Here is an 18,616-nt window from a genome sequence, read left to right as displayed (position 1 = left end):
CCAAGCTCACGAATAGTCTTGGTAACTGATTGCGTGCGTTTATAAACCTGGATGGCTCGACGTCGCTCTTCTTTGGTATACGAACGATTCATGATGGAATTCTCCAAAATTCCGTCCGCATCCCCTTCTGACCTTTAGCCCTTAATTGTGCTGTGGGCTGAGGCAGGAGGCGCGCAGGGCCGACGTACGGCCGCGGTATGGCCCAAGCGATGCAGTGTGGAAGCTACCGTGGCCACAAGTGCGGTGCGGAACTGGTTAAAGGGGGCAAAACCAACGAGACCCCGCCGAAGCGGGGTAGCGGGCTGGCGCGGTCTTAGCGAGCGCGGCGGGCGAGGTGCTCGGTATCGACGATGAGCACGGACTTGCCCTCGAGGCGGATCCAACCGCGGTGCGCGAAGGTGGCCAGCGCCTTGTTGACGGTCTCACGGGAAGCGCCCACCAGCTGGGCAATCTCTTCCTGGGTGAGGTCGTGGTTCACGCGCAGGGCACTGCCTTCCTGAACACCGAAGCGGTTAGCCAGCTGCAACAAGGTCTTTGCCACGCGGCCCGGAACGTCGGTAAAGATGAGGTCAGCCAGGTTGGCGTTGGTGCGGCGCAGGCGGCGAGCCAGCACGCGCAGCAGCTGCTGGGCGATTTCGGGGTGGTCATCAACCCACTTCTTGAGCAGCTCGGAGTTCATGGTGGCGGCCTGAACTTCGGTCACGCACACTGCGGAGGAGGTGCGCGGGCCCGGATCGAAGATGGACAGCTCGCCAAACATATCGGATGGGCCCATGACCGTCAGCAGGTTTTCGCGGCCATCCGGGGCGTGGCGGGCGAGCTTAATCTTGCCCGAGGTGATGATGTACAAGCGATCACCAGGCTCGCCTTCGTCGAAGATGGTGGTTCCGCGCGGGTAGCGCACGGTCTCCATCTGCTCGATTAGGTGCTGCACTGCAACGGGATCAACGCCTTGGAAGATTCCGGCGCGGGAGAGGATGTCCTGTACGCCTTCCACGTTTTACTCCTTGGATGTCGACTGCGAAAGTCCATAGATGAGCCTGTGCCACATCTGGGTGCGGTCTTTCATGCACTCGACAATGCGGAACAAGCGGGGTCACTGTGTAACGCGTTTCATCTTACAGTGTAATTGGTCACTTTTGGTACTTCAGTGAAATTTTGTCACACTATAGAAACTCTACTCGTGCTAGTGCACGGTTCAGGCCAGCAGTTTTGCGGCCTAGTCAGCAAAAACGACTGCCTCGAGCTTTTCCATCAGGAGGGCGAAAAGGGCGATGGCAACTGGTACCAGAATCACGAGTGAAATCATGTTTTCCTAGTCTACTAAGCTAAACCCCATGAATTCAGCACTGTCAGCGGCCAGCGCGCCGGAGCTGCGCGCACCGGAGGTAAATCGACGTTTGGCGCAGGAGTATCCGGATGCACGGTGTGCCTTGGATTATGACTCCCCGCTGCAGCTGCTCATTGCCACCGTTCTTTCCGCGCAATGCACGGATGAGCGGGTGAATTCGGTGACCCCTGAACTCTTTGCCCGTTACCCAGAGGCGGCGGATTATGCGGCCGCGCAGCGCTCGGACTTGGAGAGCATACTGCGGCCGTTGGGCTTTCAGCGCGCCAAGGCGGGGCACCTTTTAGGTATCGGGGAGAAGCTGGTGGCAGATTTTCAAGGCGAGGTCCCGCGCACGGTCAAGGAACTGACCAGCCTGCCCGGTGTTGGTCGCAAGACTGCACTGGTGGTGCTCGGAAACGCCTTCGGGATCCCCGGGCTGACCGTGGATACGCACTTCGGCCGCCTCATGCAGCGGCTTGGGCTGACGGGGGAGTCGACGCCGGTCAAGATTGAGCGGGACATCGCTAAGCTCGTGCCGGAAGAAGAGTGGACGATGTTTTCACACCGTGTCATCTTCCACGGGCGCCAGGTATGTCATGCGCGCACGCCGGAGTGCGATGCTTGCATTCTGTGGGATATGTGTCCAGCCGCTCGTGGGCGCTAGGCTAACGGTATGAAGAACTACGTCCTTGGCACGGTGATTGCCGCGATCCTCATTGCCGTTATCGCGGTCGTGGGGGTCTCGCAGTTACGGGGTGGGGGCGGATCCGAGGAGGCGTCGCCAAGCGAGGCTTCCCAGCAAGAAGTCCCGCAGCGCCCGGACTGCCCGGCCGGCACCGTGGCAGGAGTAAGGCTGGAGTGCTTAGGCGGTACGGCCGCCGGAAAGCCCGCCGATGAAGGCGTCAGCGTGGTCAATGTGTGGGCGTGGTGGTGCGAGCCGTGCCGCGCGGAACTTCCCTACCTGCAGGATGTGGCGGACGCGCATCCGGACTGGCGGGTCGTGGGCGTGCACGCGGATAAGAACGCAGGAAATGGCGCGGCCTTTTTGAATGACTTGGGCGTGGAGCTGCCCAGCTTCCAGGATTCGGATAATAAGTTTGCCGGTGAGCTGGGTCTGCCGGGTGTGGTGCCGGTGACTGTGGTGCTTAAGGACGGTGAGGTGCGCAAGCAATTTGCGCAGCCGTTTAGTTCCGCAGCGGACATTGAAAAGGCCGTGGAGGAGGCGATTGCGGCATGAGTCAACTCCTTCCCGAGCACACACCAGAATGGCTCAAGCCGGCGCTAGGCGTAGACCCCAGCCAGGTGCAAGAGCTCATTGGCAACCGCCAGGCTTCGTCCCTTAACGGCACCAATGCGCAGGTGCCGGTCAAGCGGGAAGCGGCCGTGCTCATGCTACTGAGCGGTGAGAGTGCGGAAGAGGCCAGCATTTTGCTCACGCATCGCTCGCCGTCCATGCGCTCGCACTCGGGCCAGATAGCCTTTCCCGGCGGCCGCCGGGATCCCGCCGATACCTCCCTGGTGGATACCGCGCTGCGGGAAGCCTGGGAGGAAACGGACTTGCAGCGCAATTCCGTGACCCCGCTGGAGCAGTGGGAGCAGCTGCATATCCGCGCCACCGGCAATCCGGTGAGCCCCATTTTGGCGCATTGGACCCAACCGGGGGAGGTCTATCCCGCCAGCCCCGATGAAACCGATGACGTGTTTCTCGTGCCTATCCGGGAGTTGGTCGATCCGCGCAACCGCTTCATGGTGGGCTTTAGAAAGTGGCAAGGACCAGCATTTCACGCCAATGGCTACGTCATTTGGGGCTTTACCGCCGGCGTGCTCTCGGCACTATTGCAGCACGCCGGGTGGAGCGTTCCATGGGATAACAATTCAGTCATGGACCTGCGTGACTCCCTCACAAACTCCCGCAATAATGAGAAGATGTCCTAACCGCTGGTACCGCGGTATGCATACGTCTTAAACCCCAGATAGAAAGAACCCATAGCCATGACTCCTGCGCTCATCGTTGACGGCCTGATTGTGGTCGCCGTCCTCATAGCGCTCCTGAGCGGGTGGCGCAATGGCGCCCTCGCGGCGGTATTGGCCTCCATTGGTGTGGGCGCTGGGGTAGTGCTAGGCATTGCCGTGGCCCCGGCCGCTTTGCGCCTGGTGGATCAGCCATCGTTGCGCTTGCTGCTATTGGTGGGAGTCCTGGTGCTTTTTGTGGGCATCGGGCAGCTCATCGGATCCTCGTTAGGTAGCAGCGTGCGCGATCGCATGAAGGCGCGCAAGACGCAGCGCCTCGATTCCACCGTGGGCGCGATTTTCCAGGCCTTTGCCGCCTTGGTGGTTATGTGGCTCATTTCTATCCCCGTGGCCACCAACCTAGGCGGTGCAGCTGGTGAGGGCCTGCGCGATTCCCGCATCTTGGGCAACCTTAATTCGGCCGCGCCAGCGCGGGTAGCGGCGCTGCCCAATGGCGTGGCGGCGATGCTCAATGAGTCCGGCCTGCCGCCGCTAGTCTCGCCGTGGCAAAACTCGATGAGCACCGAGGAAGTAGAAGAGCCGGACCCAGACGTGCAGGATCCGGAGCTGGTACGCCGCATGCGGCCCTCCATCATTCACGTGCTTGGCGACGCCGAAGAGTGCTCCCGCCGCCTCATGGGTTCCGGCTTCGTGGCGGCCGATGACTACGTGATCACCAATGCCCACGTAGTAGCCGGCACACAGACCGTGCGCCTTGATACAAAGCTGGGGCTTAAGGACGCGACCGTGGTCTACTACAACCCGGATGTGGATGTGGCGGTGCTGCACTCGCGCGACCTAGGCATCGATCCGCTGCCGTGGGCCCAGACCCCGGCCCAAACGGGCGATGATGCGATGGTCATGGGCTTTCCGCACTCCGGGCCTTTCGACGCCGAGATGGCCCGCGTGCGCGATCGCATCACCATTTCCGGCCCGGATATCTATTCGCATGGGAATGTGGAGCGCGATTCCTACACCGTGCGCGGCAAGATTCAACAAGGAAATTCCGGCGGGCCGCTAGTCAACACGGCCGGCGAGGTTCTCGGCGTGGTCTTCGGTGCCTCGGTGGATGATTCCGAGACGGGCTATGCCTTAACCGCTGATGAGGTCAATGCCCAGATCGGGGACATCACGCAGCTTACCCACCCGGTAGATACCGGCGAGTGCGTGGCGCACTAGCTGTGTTCTTGCAGCCACGCCGCCAGCGTGGCAACGAAATCCGCTGGTACTTCCAGGTGTGGAAGGTTCTTCGCGCCGGGGACGGTCGTGGCGGTAAATCCGCGGCGGGCGCGTAGGGCGGCGCGGCGGACCACGGGGTTCCACAGTCGCTGCTGGGCGTGGATGAAAAGTACGGGACGCTCTACTGCCAGTTCTACCCAGTTCAAGGGGACCACGGCGGTGCGCATGCGGTGGTTCCACAAGATTCCGCGGCGGACGCTGCCGATGCGGGATGCGCGCAGGCGGAGATCGAGGATGCGCTCTAGGGTGGCGTCGGCAAGCGAAGGCCCCGTATCCAGATCCAGCTCCTTGCGGTAGGCGCGCGGGCTAAGCAGTAGGTTGTGGGCGCGGGTGACGCGGGGCAGGCGGCATAGCAGTGAGCGCAGGTTAATCCACCCAAAATCCCACGGCTGGGCTGCAATCGCGCGGCGCAGATCCACCGGGTGGGCGGCGGAGATGGAAACCAAGCCGCGCACCCGCTCGGGGCGCTCAGCAGCTAGGCACCAAGCCACCGCGCCGCCGGTATCGGCGCCTACTACAAAGGCGTCGTCGTGGCCCAAGGCTTGGATAAGACCGCTGATATCGCCCACCAAGGTACGGATATCCTGTCCCGGATCAATGGGTGGCTTATCGGACATGCCAAACCCCCGCATATCCACGGCCGCGACATGGAATCCGCGCTGCGCAAGCGGCGCAATGACTTCTTGATAGTCGAACCACCCGCCAAAAGCGCCGTGGATAAGCACCACGAGTGGCTGCGTGCTATCGCCCGCCGTGGCGACGTGCAAGCGGATGCCGCGGGTATGGACGAACTCATGCGCATAAGGTCCATCCAGCTCCACCGTTGAGGGAGGCAGGGGTGCGAAGGCCATGGTGCCGCCTTTCTATAGTTGGGGCAGAAACGGTAGAGAAAAGGGAGGAAGTACACAAAATCCGCCCCAGGCTAGCTAGGGCGGATAGAGGGGTGCACGTACGCGTGGCGCGTGCCGGTTTAGGTGTAGAGGCCGTGGGTGTTCTTACGGTCCAGGGACTTCTGCGCCTTGCCCGGAACCAGGTTCTTGAGCTCCTTGGTGGAGTCAATGGTCTTCTGCGGGGCCTTGATCTGCTTGACATTCTTCAGGCCAACGAAGGCCAGGATGCCAGCGAGGACGATCATGATCAGGAAGACGATCAGGAACGCTGCCCAGCGGTCCAGCCAGACGGCGAGAAGCTCGGCCAGGAAGAAGAAAAAGAAGAAGGAGCTATACAGTGCGATGGTGCCTGCGCCGCCGAAGAGGCCTGCACCGATGCCGCCCTTCTTAGCGGACTCTGCCAGCTCGGTTTTGGCTAGCTCCACCTCGGAGCGCACGAGCTGGGACATCTGCTCGGTAGCGTTGGAGACCAGCTGGCCTACCGAGGTCTCGGACGAGGACGTATCCACGTCACTCAAAGGGATCGAGTTCACCTTCGGTGCAAATTGATCAGTACCGTCGGTAAAAAGTCCGTCGTTGCTCACGATTAATTCTCCTCGCGTTTATCTAAACCTTGTAATGTCCCCAATAATAATGGAATCACTATTATCCCATGGTGCCACGCATACTTAGGGACTTCCACGGTTATCCTAATGGATATGTCAGAAAATGACGCGTTATCCCCGCTGTTTCGCCTGCCGGGGGTGAAAGAAAGTGCAGAAAAGGCCGCCGCTGCCATCGCCCGCGCACACCGCCGACCTGCAGGATTGCGTAAGTTTGAGGTTATCTCTGCGGAGTCCCTCATGCGCGGCGCCCGAGCCAGCGTGGCGCTGGACGGCCACGCCATCCCCCCACATCCGGGACCGGAAGATATGAAAGAAGGGCCGCTGGCCAGCGCTGTCAGCGCCTATTCCGTGGCCGCCCCGGAACTCTTAGATGCCACGGTGCGCTCCTTTGCCCGAGCACCGCTGCAGGTACTGGCGCGCATCGACGTCGCAGCCGGCGGTACCGGCATTCCGGCCGGCGAGAGTGTGCGCTTGCAAAGGCTGGGCCGGCTCATCGCGCAGGGTGGCGGTCCCGCCTTCGATCTCTTGCTGCCGAGTGTGGTTCATGCCGAGATTGCCGCCGGCGAGTTCTTTGGCCCGCGCAGTGGCCTCGTCGCCCGCGTTGCCTCCCGCCTCGCCGCGGTGCATACGGGCTTTGACCCGCGCGGTTTCGCCGTGCCCGAGGTCTACTACACCCGCCACCGCGCCGACTATGCCGCCGCGGTGGGCAATTATCGCACCGCGCTTGCCGGCACCCTCTTAACCCACCTCGCCGCCTGGACCGCCGGTGGCAAAGAAGCCGACGCGATTGCCCGCGCGGCCTAAGAGGCGCGCCGTGAGCCCCGCTTGGGCGGGTCAGGGCGGCCCGGATGCTGCGTTAGCCACAGTCCGGCGCCAATAACTGCTGCTGTACCTGCTAGAACGGAGGCGCCGATTCCAATTTCCTTGGCAGTCGGAGCAGGAAGGAGCGGCACCGGGTCCTTAAAGGAGCGGATATCCCACTCGTGGGCGAGGGCATGGCGCTTTAGTTGCTTGTCTGGGTTGACGGCGACGGGGTGGCCTACCTTTTCCAGCATCGGGATATCCGTAGCGGAATCCGAGTAGGCGTAGCTGGCATTAAGGTCGAGGTTTTCTGCCGCTGCGGTCTGCTCTAGGGCCGCCGCTTTATTGGGGCCCTTGCAATAGAAGAGCACCTCCCCGGTAAAACGGCCGTTTTCCTCTGCCAACTCGGTGGCGATGACGTGCTCGACGCCGAGTTCCTCTGCGATGATGTCCACCAGCACGGCCGCGGAGGCAGAGACGATGACCACGTGGTGGCCGGCGGCGCGGTGGGCGCGGATAAGTTCGCGGGCCTCGGCATAAATGGAGGGCGTGACCACGTGGTGCATGGTCTCCCGGGCGATGGCGCGCACCTCGTCCACGGACCAGCCCGTAGCCATTGCGGTGAGCTGGTCGCGGGTGGAATCCATGCCTTCGCTGGTCAGGCCGGAGAACATATAGCTGGCCTTAGCAAGTGATAGCTGCAGTGCTTCGGCCGGCGAGATGAGCCCGTTGTGGAGGAATTCGCGGCCAAACGCATAGGCCGAGGAGGTGGCGATGATGGTCTTATCGAGATCGAAAAACGCCGCGGTGCGTGCGGGGTCGCCGCCGGTGCGGGTGGTGGCGGTGCGGCGGGGATGACGGGGCTCGCGGGAAGTAGTCATGATGTGCTGCCGAGTGTAGCTGCCCTAAGCGCATGATGATGTAGAAGTGGCTGACGTTAACGGTGATTTATATGCCACTGATGTGGGATTAGGAACCCGCGTGGGGGTGGCGCTGAGTGAACATGCATTCGGCGCAGGTCAGCGCCGTGACCGTGGAAATCTGCTGTTAGCTGTTGTGATTGGGTGGCGAACATGTCATAATAATCCGTGCAAGGCCCCGATATACCGTGCGGCCTGCCCCGGCTCACCCCCCCCGAGGCCGGGTTACTGACGGCCCGCGCGCACCCCCCCCGATGCGCGGGCCGTCACCTATATCTACCGCCGTGCGGAGCGGGTTATCCACAGATTTTTGGTTGAAACGGCAACCAAACTAGGTCCACATGGTGACTTCTGGCGAGTTATCCACAGCACTGCCGCCAAAGCCTCGCTGCGGTTGCGCGAATGCTTCAGGCTATGAGGCATGAACGCACTACACCCTGATTCCGCCGTCATCGTCGTCGCCATTGGTGACGAAGCGCTGCGCGCCGAGGCCGTTCACGCCGCGGCTGCGACCAGCCACGATGTGCTGACCGTAACCGATCCCCGCGATATCCCACGCAGCCTGCCCGGCGCCTATGCGGTGCTGGTTGATTCCTTGATGGCCCGCGTGGTGGCAGCAGCGCGGCGCACCCACACCGCGCCTGCGCCGGTGCTTTTCTTGGCCGCGGACCCCGGACCGATTGATTACGAGGCGGCGCTCGCCTGCCATGCGGAGAGCGCCTTTATTATCCCCGCCCAGGTTAAGGAGCTGCTGGCGAGCATTGCCGCGGCGGGCGCGCCGCAGGAAGCGCGGCCGGGCAGTGCGACCATCGCTGTGGTTGGCGCGAGCGGTGGGGTGGGCGCTTCTACCTTTGCGGCCGCGTTGGCCCGCACCCAGAGCGCAGTCGACGGTCGCGCCCTGCTTGTTGACGCCCACCCATGCTCCGGCGGCCTCGACCTCCTGCTCGGCGTAGAAGCGGAACCGGGGGCGCGCTGGCCGGAGCTTACCGTAGGCGATGGCAGCATCGATGCCGCTGATCTCTACCGCGCGCTGCCATCCACGCCTGATGGGGTAGCGGTGCTCTCCGCCGCGCGTAGCACCGTCGCGGATCCCTTCCGCCTAGAAAAGGATCTGCTCGCGCGGGTGGTAGGTGCGGCCCATGCGGGCGAGGGAGTATGCGTGGTGGATTGCACCCCGGAGACCATCCCAGATGCCTGTACCCACGTGGTCATCGTGGTGGCCGCGGAGGTGCGCTCGGCCGCGTCGGCCGCGCAGCTTCTGGTGCGTCTCGATGCCGCGCGGCGCAGGTGCGTGGTGGTGCTGCGGCAACGCCAGTGGGCGTCGCTAAGCGCGGCGGAAGTAGAACGCATCGTCCACAGCACGGTGCTGGCAGAATTGCCAACGCTCCGGGGTCTCACCCGCACGGTAGAAATCGGCGGCCTACCGCAGCGCCTCCCCGCACCCTTGCGTAAGGCTGCCCGCGCGGTCCTCGAGGAGGTCGGCGCATGAGCGAGCATAAAGCAGCACAAGAAACGCTGGAAAAGATGCAGCGCATCATTGCCGCTGAGCCTAACTTGTTCCAGGATGCTGCAGCCCTTGCCCGGCGCATTCGCGCAGAAGCCGGCGTGATTAGTGACGTTGCAGTGCTTGACTTGCTGCGCCGCCTGCGCCAAGACGTCACCGGGATGGGGCCTCTCGATGCGGTGCTGGGGCGCGAGGGCGTCACAGACGTCGTAGTCAACGGGCCAGACGCGGTATTCATGGACCGCGGCGAAGGCCTCGAGCGCACCGATATCACCTTCCGCGATGATGCCGAGGTCCGCCAGCTGGCCAGCCGACTTGCGGCAGCTTCAGGCACGCGCCTCGATGATGCGCAGCCCTTTGCCGATGGCCGCGTCACTCGCCCCGATGGTGTCGTGTTGCGCGTCCACGCACTGCTGAGCCCACCCGCAGTGGCCGGGACTTGCCTGAGCCTGCGCGTATTGCGCCAAGCGCAGACAACCCTGCCCCAGCTTGTAGACAATGGCACCCTGCCAGAAGACATCGCGGCACTGCTGCGCGCCGTGGTAGACAAGCGGATTTCCTTCCTAGTCATAGGCGGCACTGGTTCCGGCAAAACCACCCTGCTCTCCGCGCTTTTGGGAACCGTCTCCGAGCGTGAACGCATCCTCGTTATCGAGGACACCGCTGAGCTCTCCCCACACCACCCGCACTGCGTCAGTGTGGTCTCGCGCCGGGCCAACGCGGAGGGAAGCGGCGAGGTCACGATGTCACAACTGCTGCGCCAAGCGCTGCGCATGCGGCCGGACCGCATCGTGGTGGGCGAAATCCGCGGCCGCGAGGTGGTGGATCTCCTCGCCGCGCTCAACACCGGCCACGACGGCGGCGCCGGCACGCTGCACGCCAATTCTCTCTTTGAAGTACCAGCCCGCATGGAGGCTCTCGCCGCCCTCGGCGGCTTGGACCGCGCGGCGCTGCACTCGCAACTGGCGGCGGCTGTGCACATGGTGTTGACCATGGAGCGCACCCCACAGGGCCGCCGCCTCGCCCATATCGGGCTGCTCGAGGGAAACCCAGTGACTCCGCGCATCATCTGGAGCGCCGAAGATGGCCCGGCAGAAGGCTTCGCGGAATTCTCCGCGCAGTTGCTGGGAGAGCATGCCGGGGAGGTCAGCCATGCTTAGCTACCTCATCCTTGCTGCTGCGCTGCTAATACCCGCGCCCTCGAGTGCCGGTCGCTTGGCCTCCGCCCCGCGCCGGGCACAGACCAGCTCCGTGGTGATCCTAGGCGCAGTCTTTTGCGGCAGCCTGGTCTTCTACTCGGTGGGACGCATTAGCATCGCCATCGCTGCCGCCATTATCGCGTGGTGCGTGTCCTGGTACGTCAAAGACTTAGTGGCTGCGCGGGCAGAGCGACGCGGCCGCGAGGGGCTGGCTGCTTACCTGGGCGTGGTCACCGCGGACCTGCGTGCGGGGGCGACCCTGGCTGGCGCGCTCGCCCACGGCGTGGAGTCCCTTCCAGCCACCACCCCGCGCGAGGTATCCGCAGCACTAGAATCCACGGCCACCCTCGCCGCGCGCGGTGCGCCGCCGCACATGGCGCTGATAGATACGCAAGGCGGCAAGGCCCTGCCAGAGCTTCACCGCTTAGGCCACCTATTAGAGCTTTCCACCTACCACGGCATTGCGGTGGCCAGCTTGCTCGACCAAGCGCAAAGCCGCCTCGACGCTTCCCGACGCCACCAGCAATCCACCTCCGCTAGTCTGCAAGGCCCCCAAGCAACCGCCACGGTGCTCGCGTGCCTGCCCATAGCCGGCATCGCCATGGGAGGGGCCATGGGCGCCAACTCGCTCGGCTTCCTCTTAGGCGGCGGATTAGGCGGCATTCTCCTCGTGGTGGGCGTGACGCTGGCCTGCGGCGGGTTCGCCTGGTCGCGCGTCATTATCCGGAAGGCGGCCGCATGACCCCGCTCATCTTTATCGCCCTCGCCACCCTTATTGGCCTGCCGCCGCACACCGCCCGCTTGGCACCTGCCAGCGCAACCAAGACCACCGCCAAGACCCCGCGCGATGGCCCGACCGAGCGCGGGGGACTGATAAGCAAGCTCAAGCCCGCCGCACCGCTGGATCCACTGGCAGTAGCTGGCGACGTCGAACTTTTCGCAGCGTGCCTGGCCGCAGGGCTCTCCGTGCACGGCGCCACCACCGCGGTGGCCCGCACCGCGGATGCCCAGACTAAGGAGCTGTGGGAGACCGTAGCCGCGCTACTCGGGGTGGGTGTTCCCGCGCAGTCAGCGTGGGGCCACATGAAGGGCCATGCGGGGCTGGAGGACTTAGCGCAGCTTGTCATCATGTCGGGCCAATCCGGCGCCACTATCGCGGCCGGATGCCACCGAATCTGTACTTCTTTGCGCGCGGAAGCATCCGCCCACGCCACAGCACAGGCGGAGCGCGCAGGAGTATTTATCGCCCTCCCGCTGGCGGTGTGCTTCCTGCCAGCATTCATCGTTCTAGGCCTTGCGCCCGTAGTAATCAGCCTGGGCGCGCAACTTCTCTAAACCTCACGTGAAAGGACACTAATCATGCACGCACTTCAGAAGTATTCCCAGCTCATCCGCAATGACGAGGGTATGAGCACCATTGAATATGCCATGGGTTCTCTGGCGGCCGCCGCGCTTGCCGGGGTGCTCTACATGGTCATCAACGGCGGCGGGGTGGTCGATGCCATCGAGGGCATCATTACCGACGCCCTCTCGAATACCCCGAGCTAGCGCCGCTCTCTAACCACGGCCGGCGGGCCCAACCCGCCGGCAGAAAGGAGGAATGATGCACAGGGTATTTGATGACGATGGCTCCGTGACCATCGAGGCCGCCTTGGCTTTAAGCTCCCTGGTCTTGGTCGCGGCGGGAATCGTGGGTGCTATTGCCACGCTGGCATCCTATATCGCCGCGGTGGACATGGCGGGCGCAGCCGCGCGTTCGCACGCCATCGGCGTCGAATACCATCCCCCGCGCGAGGATGCCCAGGTCAGCGTGGAAGAAAGCGGTGGGTTGGTGAGGGCGTCGGTAAGCGTTGATGCCCCCATCGGCACCATGCGCTCCGAGGCGGTATTTCCAGCCGAGGTGGGCGGAAATGGATAAGCCGAAGCGCTGCGGCGAGGAAGGCTATGCCACCATTGCCGCAGCCGGCATCATCGTCGCCATCGTGAGTCTGCTGCTTATCGTGGCGGCAGTGGGCTCGCGCGTGGCCGCGCGACACGAGGCCCAGGTGGCGGCCGACCTCGCGGCGGTTGCCGGTGCCTGGGCCCTCGCTACGGGTGAAGATGCTTGTGCCGCCGCGCGCGATACCGCCGCGCTCAACGACGCCACCTTAGAAACCTGCACCGAGTCCGGCCGCGACGTCATCGTCACCGCCACGGTCCGTGGCCGCTCCACTCAAGCGAAGGCCGGGCCGGTATGAGCTGGCAGGAAGCAGTAGTGCGCCTAGCCCTGCGTCATGGTGACCAGCGCACCCAGTAGCTTGATGGCGCCTTCCTTGCTGAGCGGATTGTTTCCGTTTCCACACTTCGGTGATTGCACGCACGACGGGCACCCGGATTCACAAGGGCAGGAGCGCACCGCCTCGAAGGTGGCCGCGATCCATTCGGGGAAGCGGCGAAAGCCCTCCTCGGCAAAACCGGCGCCGCCGGGGTGACCGTCGTAGACAAAGACGGTGGGCAGCTGCGTATCGGGGTGCAGCGCGGTGGACACACCGCCGATATCCCAGCGGTCGCAGGTGGCGATAAGCGGTAGCAGGCCGATCGCGGCGTGCTCGGCCGCGTGCAAGGTGCCGGGAGTATCGGAGGCGGTAACCCCCATCGCGGCAAGCGCCATTGGATCGATGGTATAGGCCACCGCCCGGGTGACCAGGCGCTGTTCGGGGAGATCGAGGGGGATATCGTCGCCAATGGTGCCGTCGGCAAGCCGCACCTGGTAGCCGGTGACGCGGTCGGTGACCTCCACCTCCACGTCCGCCACCCACAGTCCTGGGGAGTAATTGACCAGGTTATCGGCCTCGTGCAGGATGCGGATATCCGTGGTGGAGCGCGGAGTCGTGGAATAGTCCGGGGCCTCGGGCCGGGCCAGCGCCAGGTAATCGCTGAGGATGAGCTCCTCGATGACAAAACTTTCGCCCTGGTGCAGGTACACCGCGCCGGGGTGGACCTGGCTGGTAGCGCGGGCGGCATCGATGGTGCCGAGCAGGCGGCCGTCGGAGGAATCTACGATCATGACTTCCTCGCCCGCCCCGCCGCGCAGCGAAACCGCGGTATGGGCCGTTTCGGGCGAGAGTTCCTCCGGTGAATGAGCAGGGATGGGCACGGCGAACCAGCCGCGCTCGCGGCGGCGCAGCAGGCCAGATTCGGCCAGCTGGTGAACCACGTCCTGCGCGCCCCAAGCGGCAATCGTGGCATCATTCAGCGGTTTTTCCACCGCAGCGCAATAGACGTGGCCGAAGAGGATATACGGATTGGCCGGGTTGAAAACGCTGGCCTCCACCGGTCGGCCCAGCAGGGCCTCAGGGTGGTGGACCAGGTAGGTATCCATCGGCTCATCGCGGGCGATGAGTACTACGAGCGAGCCTTGCCCGCGGCGGCCGGCGCGCCCGGCCTGCTGCCAAAAGCTCGCGACGGTCCCCGGGAAACCTGCCGTGACCACGGCATCGAGCCCACCGACATCGATACCCAGCTCGAGGGCGGAGGTGGTGGCGACGCCGAGCAAGGAGGCATCGTCAAGCGCGCGCTCCAACTTGCGGCGGTCCTCGGCCAAGTAACCGGCGCGGTAGGCGGCGATGCGCTGGGCAAAATCGGGCCGGCCGAGGCTACCGGAGAGCACCTCGGCCGCGCGCATGGCCACTACCTCGGCCGAGCGGCGCGACCGCACAAAGGTCATGGTGCGCGCGCCCTCGGCGATGAAGGAGGCCATCATCTCGGCCGCCTCGGTGGTGGCGGCGCGGCGCACCGGCGCCCCGTGCTCGCCCTCGGCCCCCTCGATAAAACCCGGTTCCCATAGCGCCACGGTGCGCGCGCCGGTGGGGGCGGTGTCCTCCGTAATCGCGCGGGCGGGCCGGCCGGTAAGGCGCTGCGCATGCCGGCCCGGGTCCTTCATAGTGGCCGAGGCATAAATTACCGTCGGCCGCGAGCCATAGTGCGCGCACAAGCGCAACAGCCGGCGCAACACGAGCGCCACGTTCGCGCCAAATACGCCCCGGTAGGAATGGCATTCATCGATGACGATGAACTCCAGGTGCCGCAGCAGCCGCGCCCACCGCGCATGCGCCGCCAGCAGCGACATATGCACCATATCCGGGTTGGAGAAAATGAACCGCGAATGATCGCGCACGCCCGCGCGGGATTCCTGCGGCGTATCGCCGTCATAGGGCGAGGGCACCACGCCCTTGAGCGCCGGAATGCCCCGGCACAGCTCGAGCACCGCCTGCAACTGGTCCGATCCCAGCGCCTTGGTGGGGGTGAGATACAGCGCGCAGGCGGTCGGCTCCTGCGCCAGTCGGCTCAAAATGGGCAGCTGGTAGCCCAGGGACTTTCCCGAGGACGTACCGGTAGAAATCACCGCATCCTCGCCGGCCCAGGCCGCCTGCGCCAGCTCCGCTTGGTGGCTATACAGCTTGCCGACGCCCCCTTCGACCAGCTTCTCCTTCAACTCCGGCAGCACCCATTCGGGCCACTCGGCATACTGCGCACGCTGCGGCGGCAGGGTGGTATGAAATGTGAGAGTGGACTCATCGAGGCGGCGCTGGATGAACTCGAGCAGCTCTTCCCCCAGGGGATTATCCGTTTCCGGGTGAGCCAATTTCTACCCCCTCGTGGGTTAGGCCTATCGCTTTGGCGTGGAACGTGTCACACTGATATGAGGCCAATGATGTCTTGGTGCGGTGTTTACACTTTAAGGTACTGCTAAAGGACGCATTTACCGAACCCCTCGGCGCGGAATCGCCGCACCGCTAATCAAGAAAAGGACTGCACACCATGGCACAAGGAACCGTTAAGTGGTTTAACTCTGAAAAGGGCTACGGCTTCATCGAGCGCGCGGACGGCGAAGGCGATATTTTCGTCCACTACTCCGAGATTCAGGGCAGTGGCTTCCGTACTCTGGAAGAAAACCAGCAGGTCACCTTCGAGGTAGGCTCCGGACCGAAGGGCGAGCAGGCCCAGTCCGTGTCCGTCATCTAGACGGCCCGTTCCCTCGCTACGGCGTTTCTGCGTAGCCGCGGCGGGTATCCCACCACTCGGTCAGCTTATTCTGCAGTTTCTGCAGGCCCACGCCGATGATGACCGCGGCGATGATGCTGACCACCACAGCCAGCACGGGCGAATTGGAAAAGGCCATGCCGCCCAAGTAGCCGATGGCGAGCGCTTGGGCTGCCCAGAGCGCGACGCCGATGGTGTCGAAGAAGACAAAGACGATCCACGGGAAGCGCATCGATCCCAGCAGGATGGTCATAAACAGGCGCGCTGAAGGAATGAAGCGGGCAATAATAATGGCCGCACCGCCGCCGCGACGCATATTGCGCTTGACCCAGTTGAGCCCCTCGTAGGCCTTTGAACCTTTAGGCACGCGCTGGAGTAGGGGCATAAACCGTGTGCCTAGTAGGAAACAGAGATTATCGCCCATCATTGCGGCAATCAGCGCCACGAAAAACATGGTGGGCAGGTGCGGAAAGCCCTGGGAGCCGGACCAAGCGCCGGCCATATTGAGCGGGATTTCAGAAGGCAGGACGGGGAAGAAGCAGTCACCAAAGATCAGCACGCCGACCAGCGGGTAGATCCACTCTGTGGACATGACGGTTTCGATCCACATAGTGATGGTGTCAACCATGAATCCTCCGCGGGCGTCGTCTTGGGTGTGCTATTGTGCCCCACAATGCTTTCACAGCTACTGGGCGTTCTAAGTAGGCCAGTATAGACCCGTTCTGTGGGGGTACATAGTGCCCCTGAAAACGGCCTTTTGGCAGTACCGCGTATATGGTGCGAGACAGGAAATGCAGATCAACTGTGTACGCTAGGGGCGATTGCTGAAAGCGTGCATACCTTATTGTTCGCATCATCGAAAGGGATGAAGTCGAAGTGGCAGAAGCAGCCGGGCCGGGAAAGACCTTGGTGATCGTCGAGTCGGCGACGAAGGCGAAGAAGATTCAGCCTTACCTCGGAGATAACTACATCGTGGAGGCCTCCGTGGGCCATATCCGCGATCTTCCCCGCGGCGCTGCGGACGTGCCGGCTAAGTATAAGAAGGAATCCTGGGCGCGCCTCGGCGTGAACCCGGAAGATGACTTCGCACCGCTGTATGTGGTGAGCCCCGATAAAAAGAAGAAGGTCGCGGACCTCAAGTCCAAGCTGAAGCAGTGCGATCAGCTCTACCTCGCAACAGACCCCGACCGTGAGGGCGAGGCCATCGCCTGGCACCTGCTGGAGGTCCTCAAGCCCAAGGTCCCAGTGCGCCGCATGGTCTTTAACGAGATCACCAAGTCCGCGATCCTGGAGGCCGCGGACAATACCCGCGATCTGGATTACAACCTTATTGACGCCCAGGAAACCCGCCGCATCCTCGACCGCCTCTACGGCTATGAGGTCTCCCCGGTGCTGTGGAAGAAGGTTATGCCGCGGCTTTCTGCTGGCCGCGTGCAGTCGGTGGCCACCCGCGTCATCGTCGAGCGTGAGCGTGAGCGCATGGCGTTCATCCCCGCGGACTACTGGGATCTAGCCGCCACGCTAGATACCGGCGCTGCGGATGCGGATAACCCCGCTACTTTCGACGCCCGCCTCACGGCCGTCAATAGCAAGCGCGTGGCCTTGGGCCGCGACTTTGATGATCGCGGAAACGTCAAGAGCAAGGACGTCATTGTCATTACCGAGCCGCAGGCCAAGACCTTGGAGTCTGCGCTCCAAGGCGCGGGCATGGAAGTCGCTGGGGTCGAACACAAGCCCTATACGCGCAAGCCCTATGCGCCGTTTATGACGTCGACGTTGCAGCAGGAGGCCGGCCGCCGCCTGCACTTTACTTCTGAGCGCACCATGCGCATTGCGCAGCGCCTGTACGAAAACGGTCACATTACTTATATGCGTACTGACTCCACCTCGCTCTCTAAGCAGGGCCTGTCGGCTGCGCGCAATTCCGCTACCAGCATCTATGGCGCGGAATACGTCTCTGATTCCCCGCGCGTATATGACCGCAAGGTGAAAAATTCCCAGGAGGCCCACGAGGCCATCCGCCCGGCCGGCGAGTCCTTCGCCACCCCGGGCCAGCTCTCTGGCCAGTTGGATGCGGAGGAGTTTAAGCTCTATGACCTGATTTGGAAGCGCACCGTCGCCTCCCAGATGGCCGATGCCAAGGGAACCTCCATGAAGGTCACCGTAGCCGGCACCGCCGCCACCGATAAGGGCAGCTACGACGTGGAATTTTCCGCCACCGGCCGCACCATTACCTTCCCCGGCTTCTTGAAGGCCTACGGCGCTGACGACGCCAAGGGTGATAAGAAGGGCGAGACCCGCCTGCCGCACTTGGAGGAGGGCCGCGCCCTGACCGCCAAGGAGGTTACCGCCGAGGGCCACTCCACCAACCCGCCGGCGCGCTATACCGAAGCCAGCCTGGTCAAGAAGATGGAGGACTTGGGAATCGGCCGCCCGTCTACCTACGCGTCCATCATCAAGACCATCCAGGACCGCGGTTATGTGGTCTCGCGCGGCAATGCGCTGGTGCCCTCCTGGGTTGCCTTCGCCGTCGTGGGCCTGTTGGAGGAGAACTTCACCGAGTTGGTGGACTACGATTTCACCTCTTCCATGGAAGACGAGCTAGACCAGATTGCCACCGGTATCGAGGATGGCACCGCCTGGCTAAACGGCTTTTACTTCGGCAACGCCGAGGCCAACGAGCAGAAGGCGGCTTCCATTGCCCGTCACGGCGGCTTGAAGTCGCTTATCGACGTCAACCTGGAAGCCATCGACGCCCGCAAGGTCAACTCCCTGCGCCTCTACACTGACACCGAGGGCCGCGACGTCTTCGTCCGCGTGGGCCGCTACGGCCCGTATATCGAGCGCGCCGTTGGCACTAACGACGACGGCAGCATCGAGTATCAGCGCGCTAACCTGTCTGAAACCGTCACCCCGGATGGCCTCAACGAGGAACTGGCGGAAAAGCTTTTCGCCACCCCGCAGGGCGGCCGCGAGCTGGGCGAGAACCCGGAAAACGGCCGCATGATCGTAGCCAAGGAAGGTCGCTTCGGCCCGTATGTCACCGAAGTCGTCCGCGAGGATGAGCGGGAGAAGGCCTGTCTCTTATACACATCT

20 protein-coding genes are annotated in these 18,616 nt (G+C 63.4%); 14 read left to right on the top strand and 6 right to left on the bottom strand.

Translation table 11 applies throughout. The features are described 5' to 3' along the window. Nucleotides 1–313 precede the first annotated feature (313 nt). On the bottom strand, nt 314–997 hold the full coding sequence (gene glxR, locus QP934_RS10500; RefSeq protein WP_198492397.1) for a CRP-like cAMP-activated global transcriptional regulator GlxR: 684 nt from the start codon (nt 995–997) through the stop codon (nt 314–316). A 340-nt stretch (nt 998–1,337) separates the two neighbouring features. Here glxR and nth point away from each other — a divergent pair, with 340 nt between their 5' ends. The 4 genes from nth to QP934_RS10480 are packed head-to-tail and all read left to right on the top strand — an operon-like array spanning nt 1,338 to nt 4,519. Next, entirely contained in the window at nt 1,338–1,994 is a 657-nt protein-coding gene (gene nth / locus QP934_RS10495; protein ID WP_419127491.1) for an endonuclease III, read from the top strand. 9 nt (nt 1,995–2,003) lie between these two features. Further along, on the top strand, nt 2,004–2,567 hold the full coding sequence (locus tag QP934_RS10490) for a TlpA family protein disulfide reductase (RefSeq protein ID WP_419127490.1): 564 nt from the start codon (nt 2,004–2,006) through the stop codon (nt 2,565–2,567). Beyond that, the gene (locus tag QP934_RS10485) at nt 2,564–3,265 is read left to right on the top strand and encodes a CoA pyrophosphatase (RefSeq protein ID WP_337888400.1); all 702 of its coding nucleotides are present in this window, start codon (nt 2,564–2,566) and stop codon (nt 3,263–3,265) included. Before QP934_RS10490 ends, QP934_RS10485 begins: the two co-directional genes overlap by 4 nt. Before the next feature lie 57 nt (nt 3,266–3,322). After that, the gene (locus tag QP934_RS10480) at nt 3,323–4,519 is read left to right on the top strand and encodes a MarP family serine protease (protein ID WP_337888401.1); all 1,197 of its coding nucleotides are present in this window, start codon (nt 3,323–3,325) and stop codon (nt 4,517–4,519) included. On the opposite strand, the gene QP934_RS10475 is transcribed toward QP934_RS10480, so the two are convergent. Next, entirely contained in the window at nt 4,516–5,430 is a 915-nt protein-coding gene (locus tag QP934_RS10475; protein WP_419127489.1) for an alpha/beta fold hydrolase, read from the bottom strand. The two genes, QP934_RS10480 and QP934_RS10475, sit on opposite strands and share 4 nt — an antisense overlap. A gap of 119 nt (nt 5,431–5,549) precedes the next feature. Beyond that, nucleotides 5,550–6,053, bottom strand: coding sequence for a phage holin family protein (locus QP934_RS10470; protein ID WP_419127488.1), 504 nt, complete (start codon nt 6,051–6,053; stop codon nt 5,550–5,552). A 108-nt stretch (nt 6,054–6,161) separates the two neighbouring features. Between QP934_RS10470 and QP934_RS10465 the strand changes: the two genes are divergently transcribed. Continuing rightward, on the top strand, nt 6,162–6,878 hold the full coding sequence (locus QP934_RS10465; RefSeq protein ID WP_419127487.1) for an oxidoreductase: 717 nt from the start codon (nt 6,162–6,164) through the stop codon (nt 6,876–6,878). Here QP934_RS10465 and QP934_RS10460 read toward each other — a convergent pair. Next, nucleotides 6,875–7,756: an HAD family hydrolase gene (locus tag QP934_RS10460; protein WP_337888403.1), complete on the bottom strand. Its 882-nt coding sequence runs from the start codon at nt 7,754–7,756 to the stop codon at nt 6,875–6,877. The genes QP934_RS10465 and QP934_RS10460 overlap by 4 nt on opposite strands. A 460-nt stretch (nt 7,757–8,216) precedes the next feature. Between QP934_RS10460 and ssd the strand changes: the two genes are divergently transcribed. Genes ssd through QP934_RS10425 form a run of 7 tightly spaced genes read left to right on the top strand, consistent with a single transcriptional unit; the run spans nt 8,217 to nt 12,735 of the window. Next, complete coding sequence (gene ssd, locus QP934_RS10455; protein WP_239274096.1) at nt 8,217–9,284, top strand: septum site-determining protein Ssd; 1,068 nt, start codon at nt 8,217–8,219, stop codon at nt 9,282–9,284. Next, nucleotides 9,281–10,459: a TadA family conjugal transfer-associated ATPase gene (locus QP934_RS10450; RefSeq protein ID WP_419127486.1), complete on the top strand. Its 1,179-nt coding sequence runs from the start codon at nt 9,281–9,283 to the stop codon at nt 10,457–10,459. The genes ssd and QP934_RS10450 overlap by 4 nt, the downstream gene beginning before the upstream one ends. Then, entirely contained in the window at nt 10,452–11,240 is a 789-nt protein-coding gene (locus tag QP934_RS10445) for a type II secretion protein F (protein WP_340419365.1), read from the top strand. Before QP934_RS10450 ends, QP934_RS10445 begins: the two co-directional genes overlap by 8 nt. Continuing rightward, nucleotides 11,237–11,833: a type II secretion system F family protein gene (locus tag QP934_RS10440; RefSeq protein WP_337888406.1), complete on the top strand. Its 597-nt coding sequence runs from the start codon at nt 11,237–11,239 to the stop codon at nt 11,831–11,833. Before QP934_RS10445 ends, QP934_RS10440 begins: the two co-directional genes overlap by 4 nt. A gap of 24 nt (nt 11,834–11,857) precedes the next feature. Then, complete coding sequence (locus tag QP934_RS10435) at nt 11,858–12,046, top strand: DUF4244 domain-containing protein (protein WP_198492408.1); 189 nt, start codon at nt 11,858–11,860, stop codon at nt 12,044–12,046. 55 nt (nt 12,047–12,101) lie between these two features. Next, nucleotides 12,102–12,416, top strand: coding sequence for a hypothetical protein (locus QP934_RS10430; RefSeq protein ID WP_299137524.1), 315 nt, complete (start codon nt 12,102–12,104; stop codon nt 12,414–12,416). After that, complete coding sequence (locus tag QP934_RS10425) at nt 12,409–12,735, top strand: Rv3654c family TadE-like protein (protein ID WP_419127485.1); 327 nt, start codon at nt 12,409–12,411, stop codon at nt 12,733–12,735. Before QP934_RS10430 ends, QP934_RS10425 begins: the two co-directional genes overlap by 8 nt. A 23-nt stretch (nt 12,736–12,758) precedes the next feature. Here the strand turns inward: QP934_RS10425 and QP934_RS10420 are convergent, their stop codons facing one another. Further along, on the bottom strand, nt 12,759–15,122 hold the full coding sequence (locus QP934_RS10420; RefSeq protein WP_419127484.1) for a Zn-binding domain-containing protein: 2,364 nt from the start codon (nt 15,120–15,122) through the stop codon (nt 12,759–12,761). A gap of 176 nt (nt 15,123–15,298) precedes the next feature. On the opposite strand from QP934_RS10420, the gene QP934_RS10415 reads away from it, so the two are divergent. Next, nucleotides 15,299–15,502, top strand: a complete 204-nt coding sequence (locus QP934_RS10415; RefSeq protein WP_005323097.1) for a cold-shock protein — start codon at nt 15,299–15,301, stop codon at nt 15,500–15,502. 16 nt (nt 15,503–15,518) lie between these two features. On the opposite strand, the gene QP934_RS10410 is transcribed toward QP934_RS10415, so the two are convergent. Then, entirely contained in the window at nt 15,519–16,148 is a 630-nt protein-coding gene (locus tag QP934_RS10410) for a DedA family protein (protein ID WP_419127483.1), read from the bottom strand. A gap of 248 nt (nt 16,149–16,396) precedes the next feature. Between QP934_RS10410 and topA the strand changes: the two genes are divergently transcribed. Then, nucleotides 16,397–18,616, top strand: a 2,220-nt coding sequence (topA, locus tag QP934_RS10405; protein ID WP_419127482.1) for a type I DNA topoisomerase, incomplete at its 3' end; no start/stop codon positions are given.

It is taken from the genome of Corynebacterium sp. MSK122, from assembly GCF_030229435.2.
In the GTDB taxonomy this organism is placed as follows: Bacteria; Actinomycetota; Actinomycetes; order Mycobacteriales; family Mycobacteriaceae; genus Corynebacterium; species Corynebacterium marquesiae.
The sequence above is the reverse complement of the archived record's forward strand: the minus strand, read 5'-3'. Positions and strand labels throughout refer to the sequence as shown.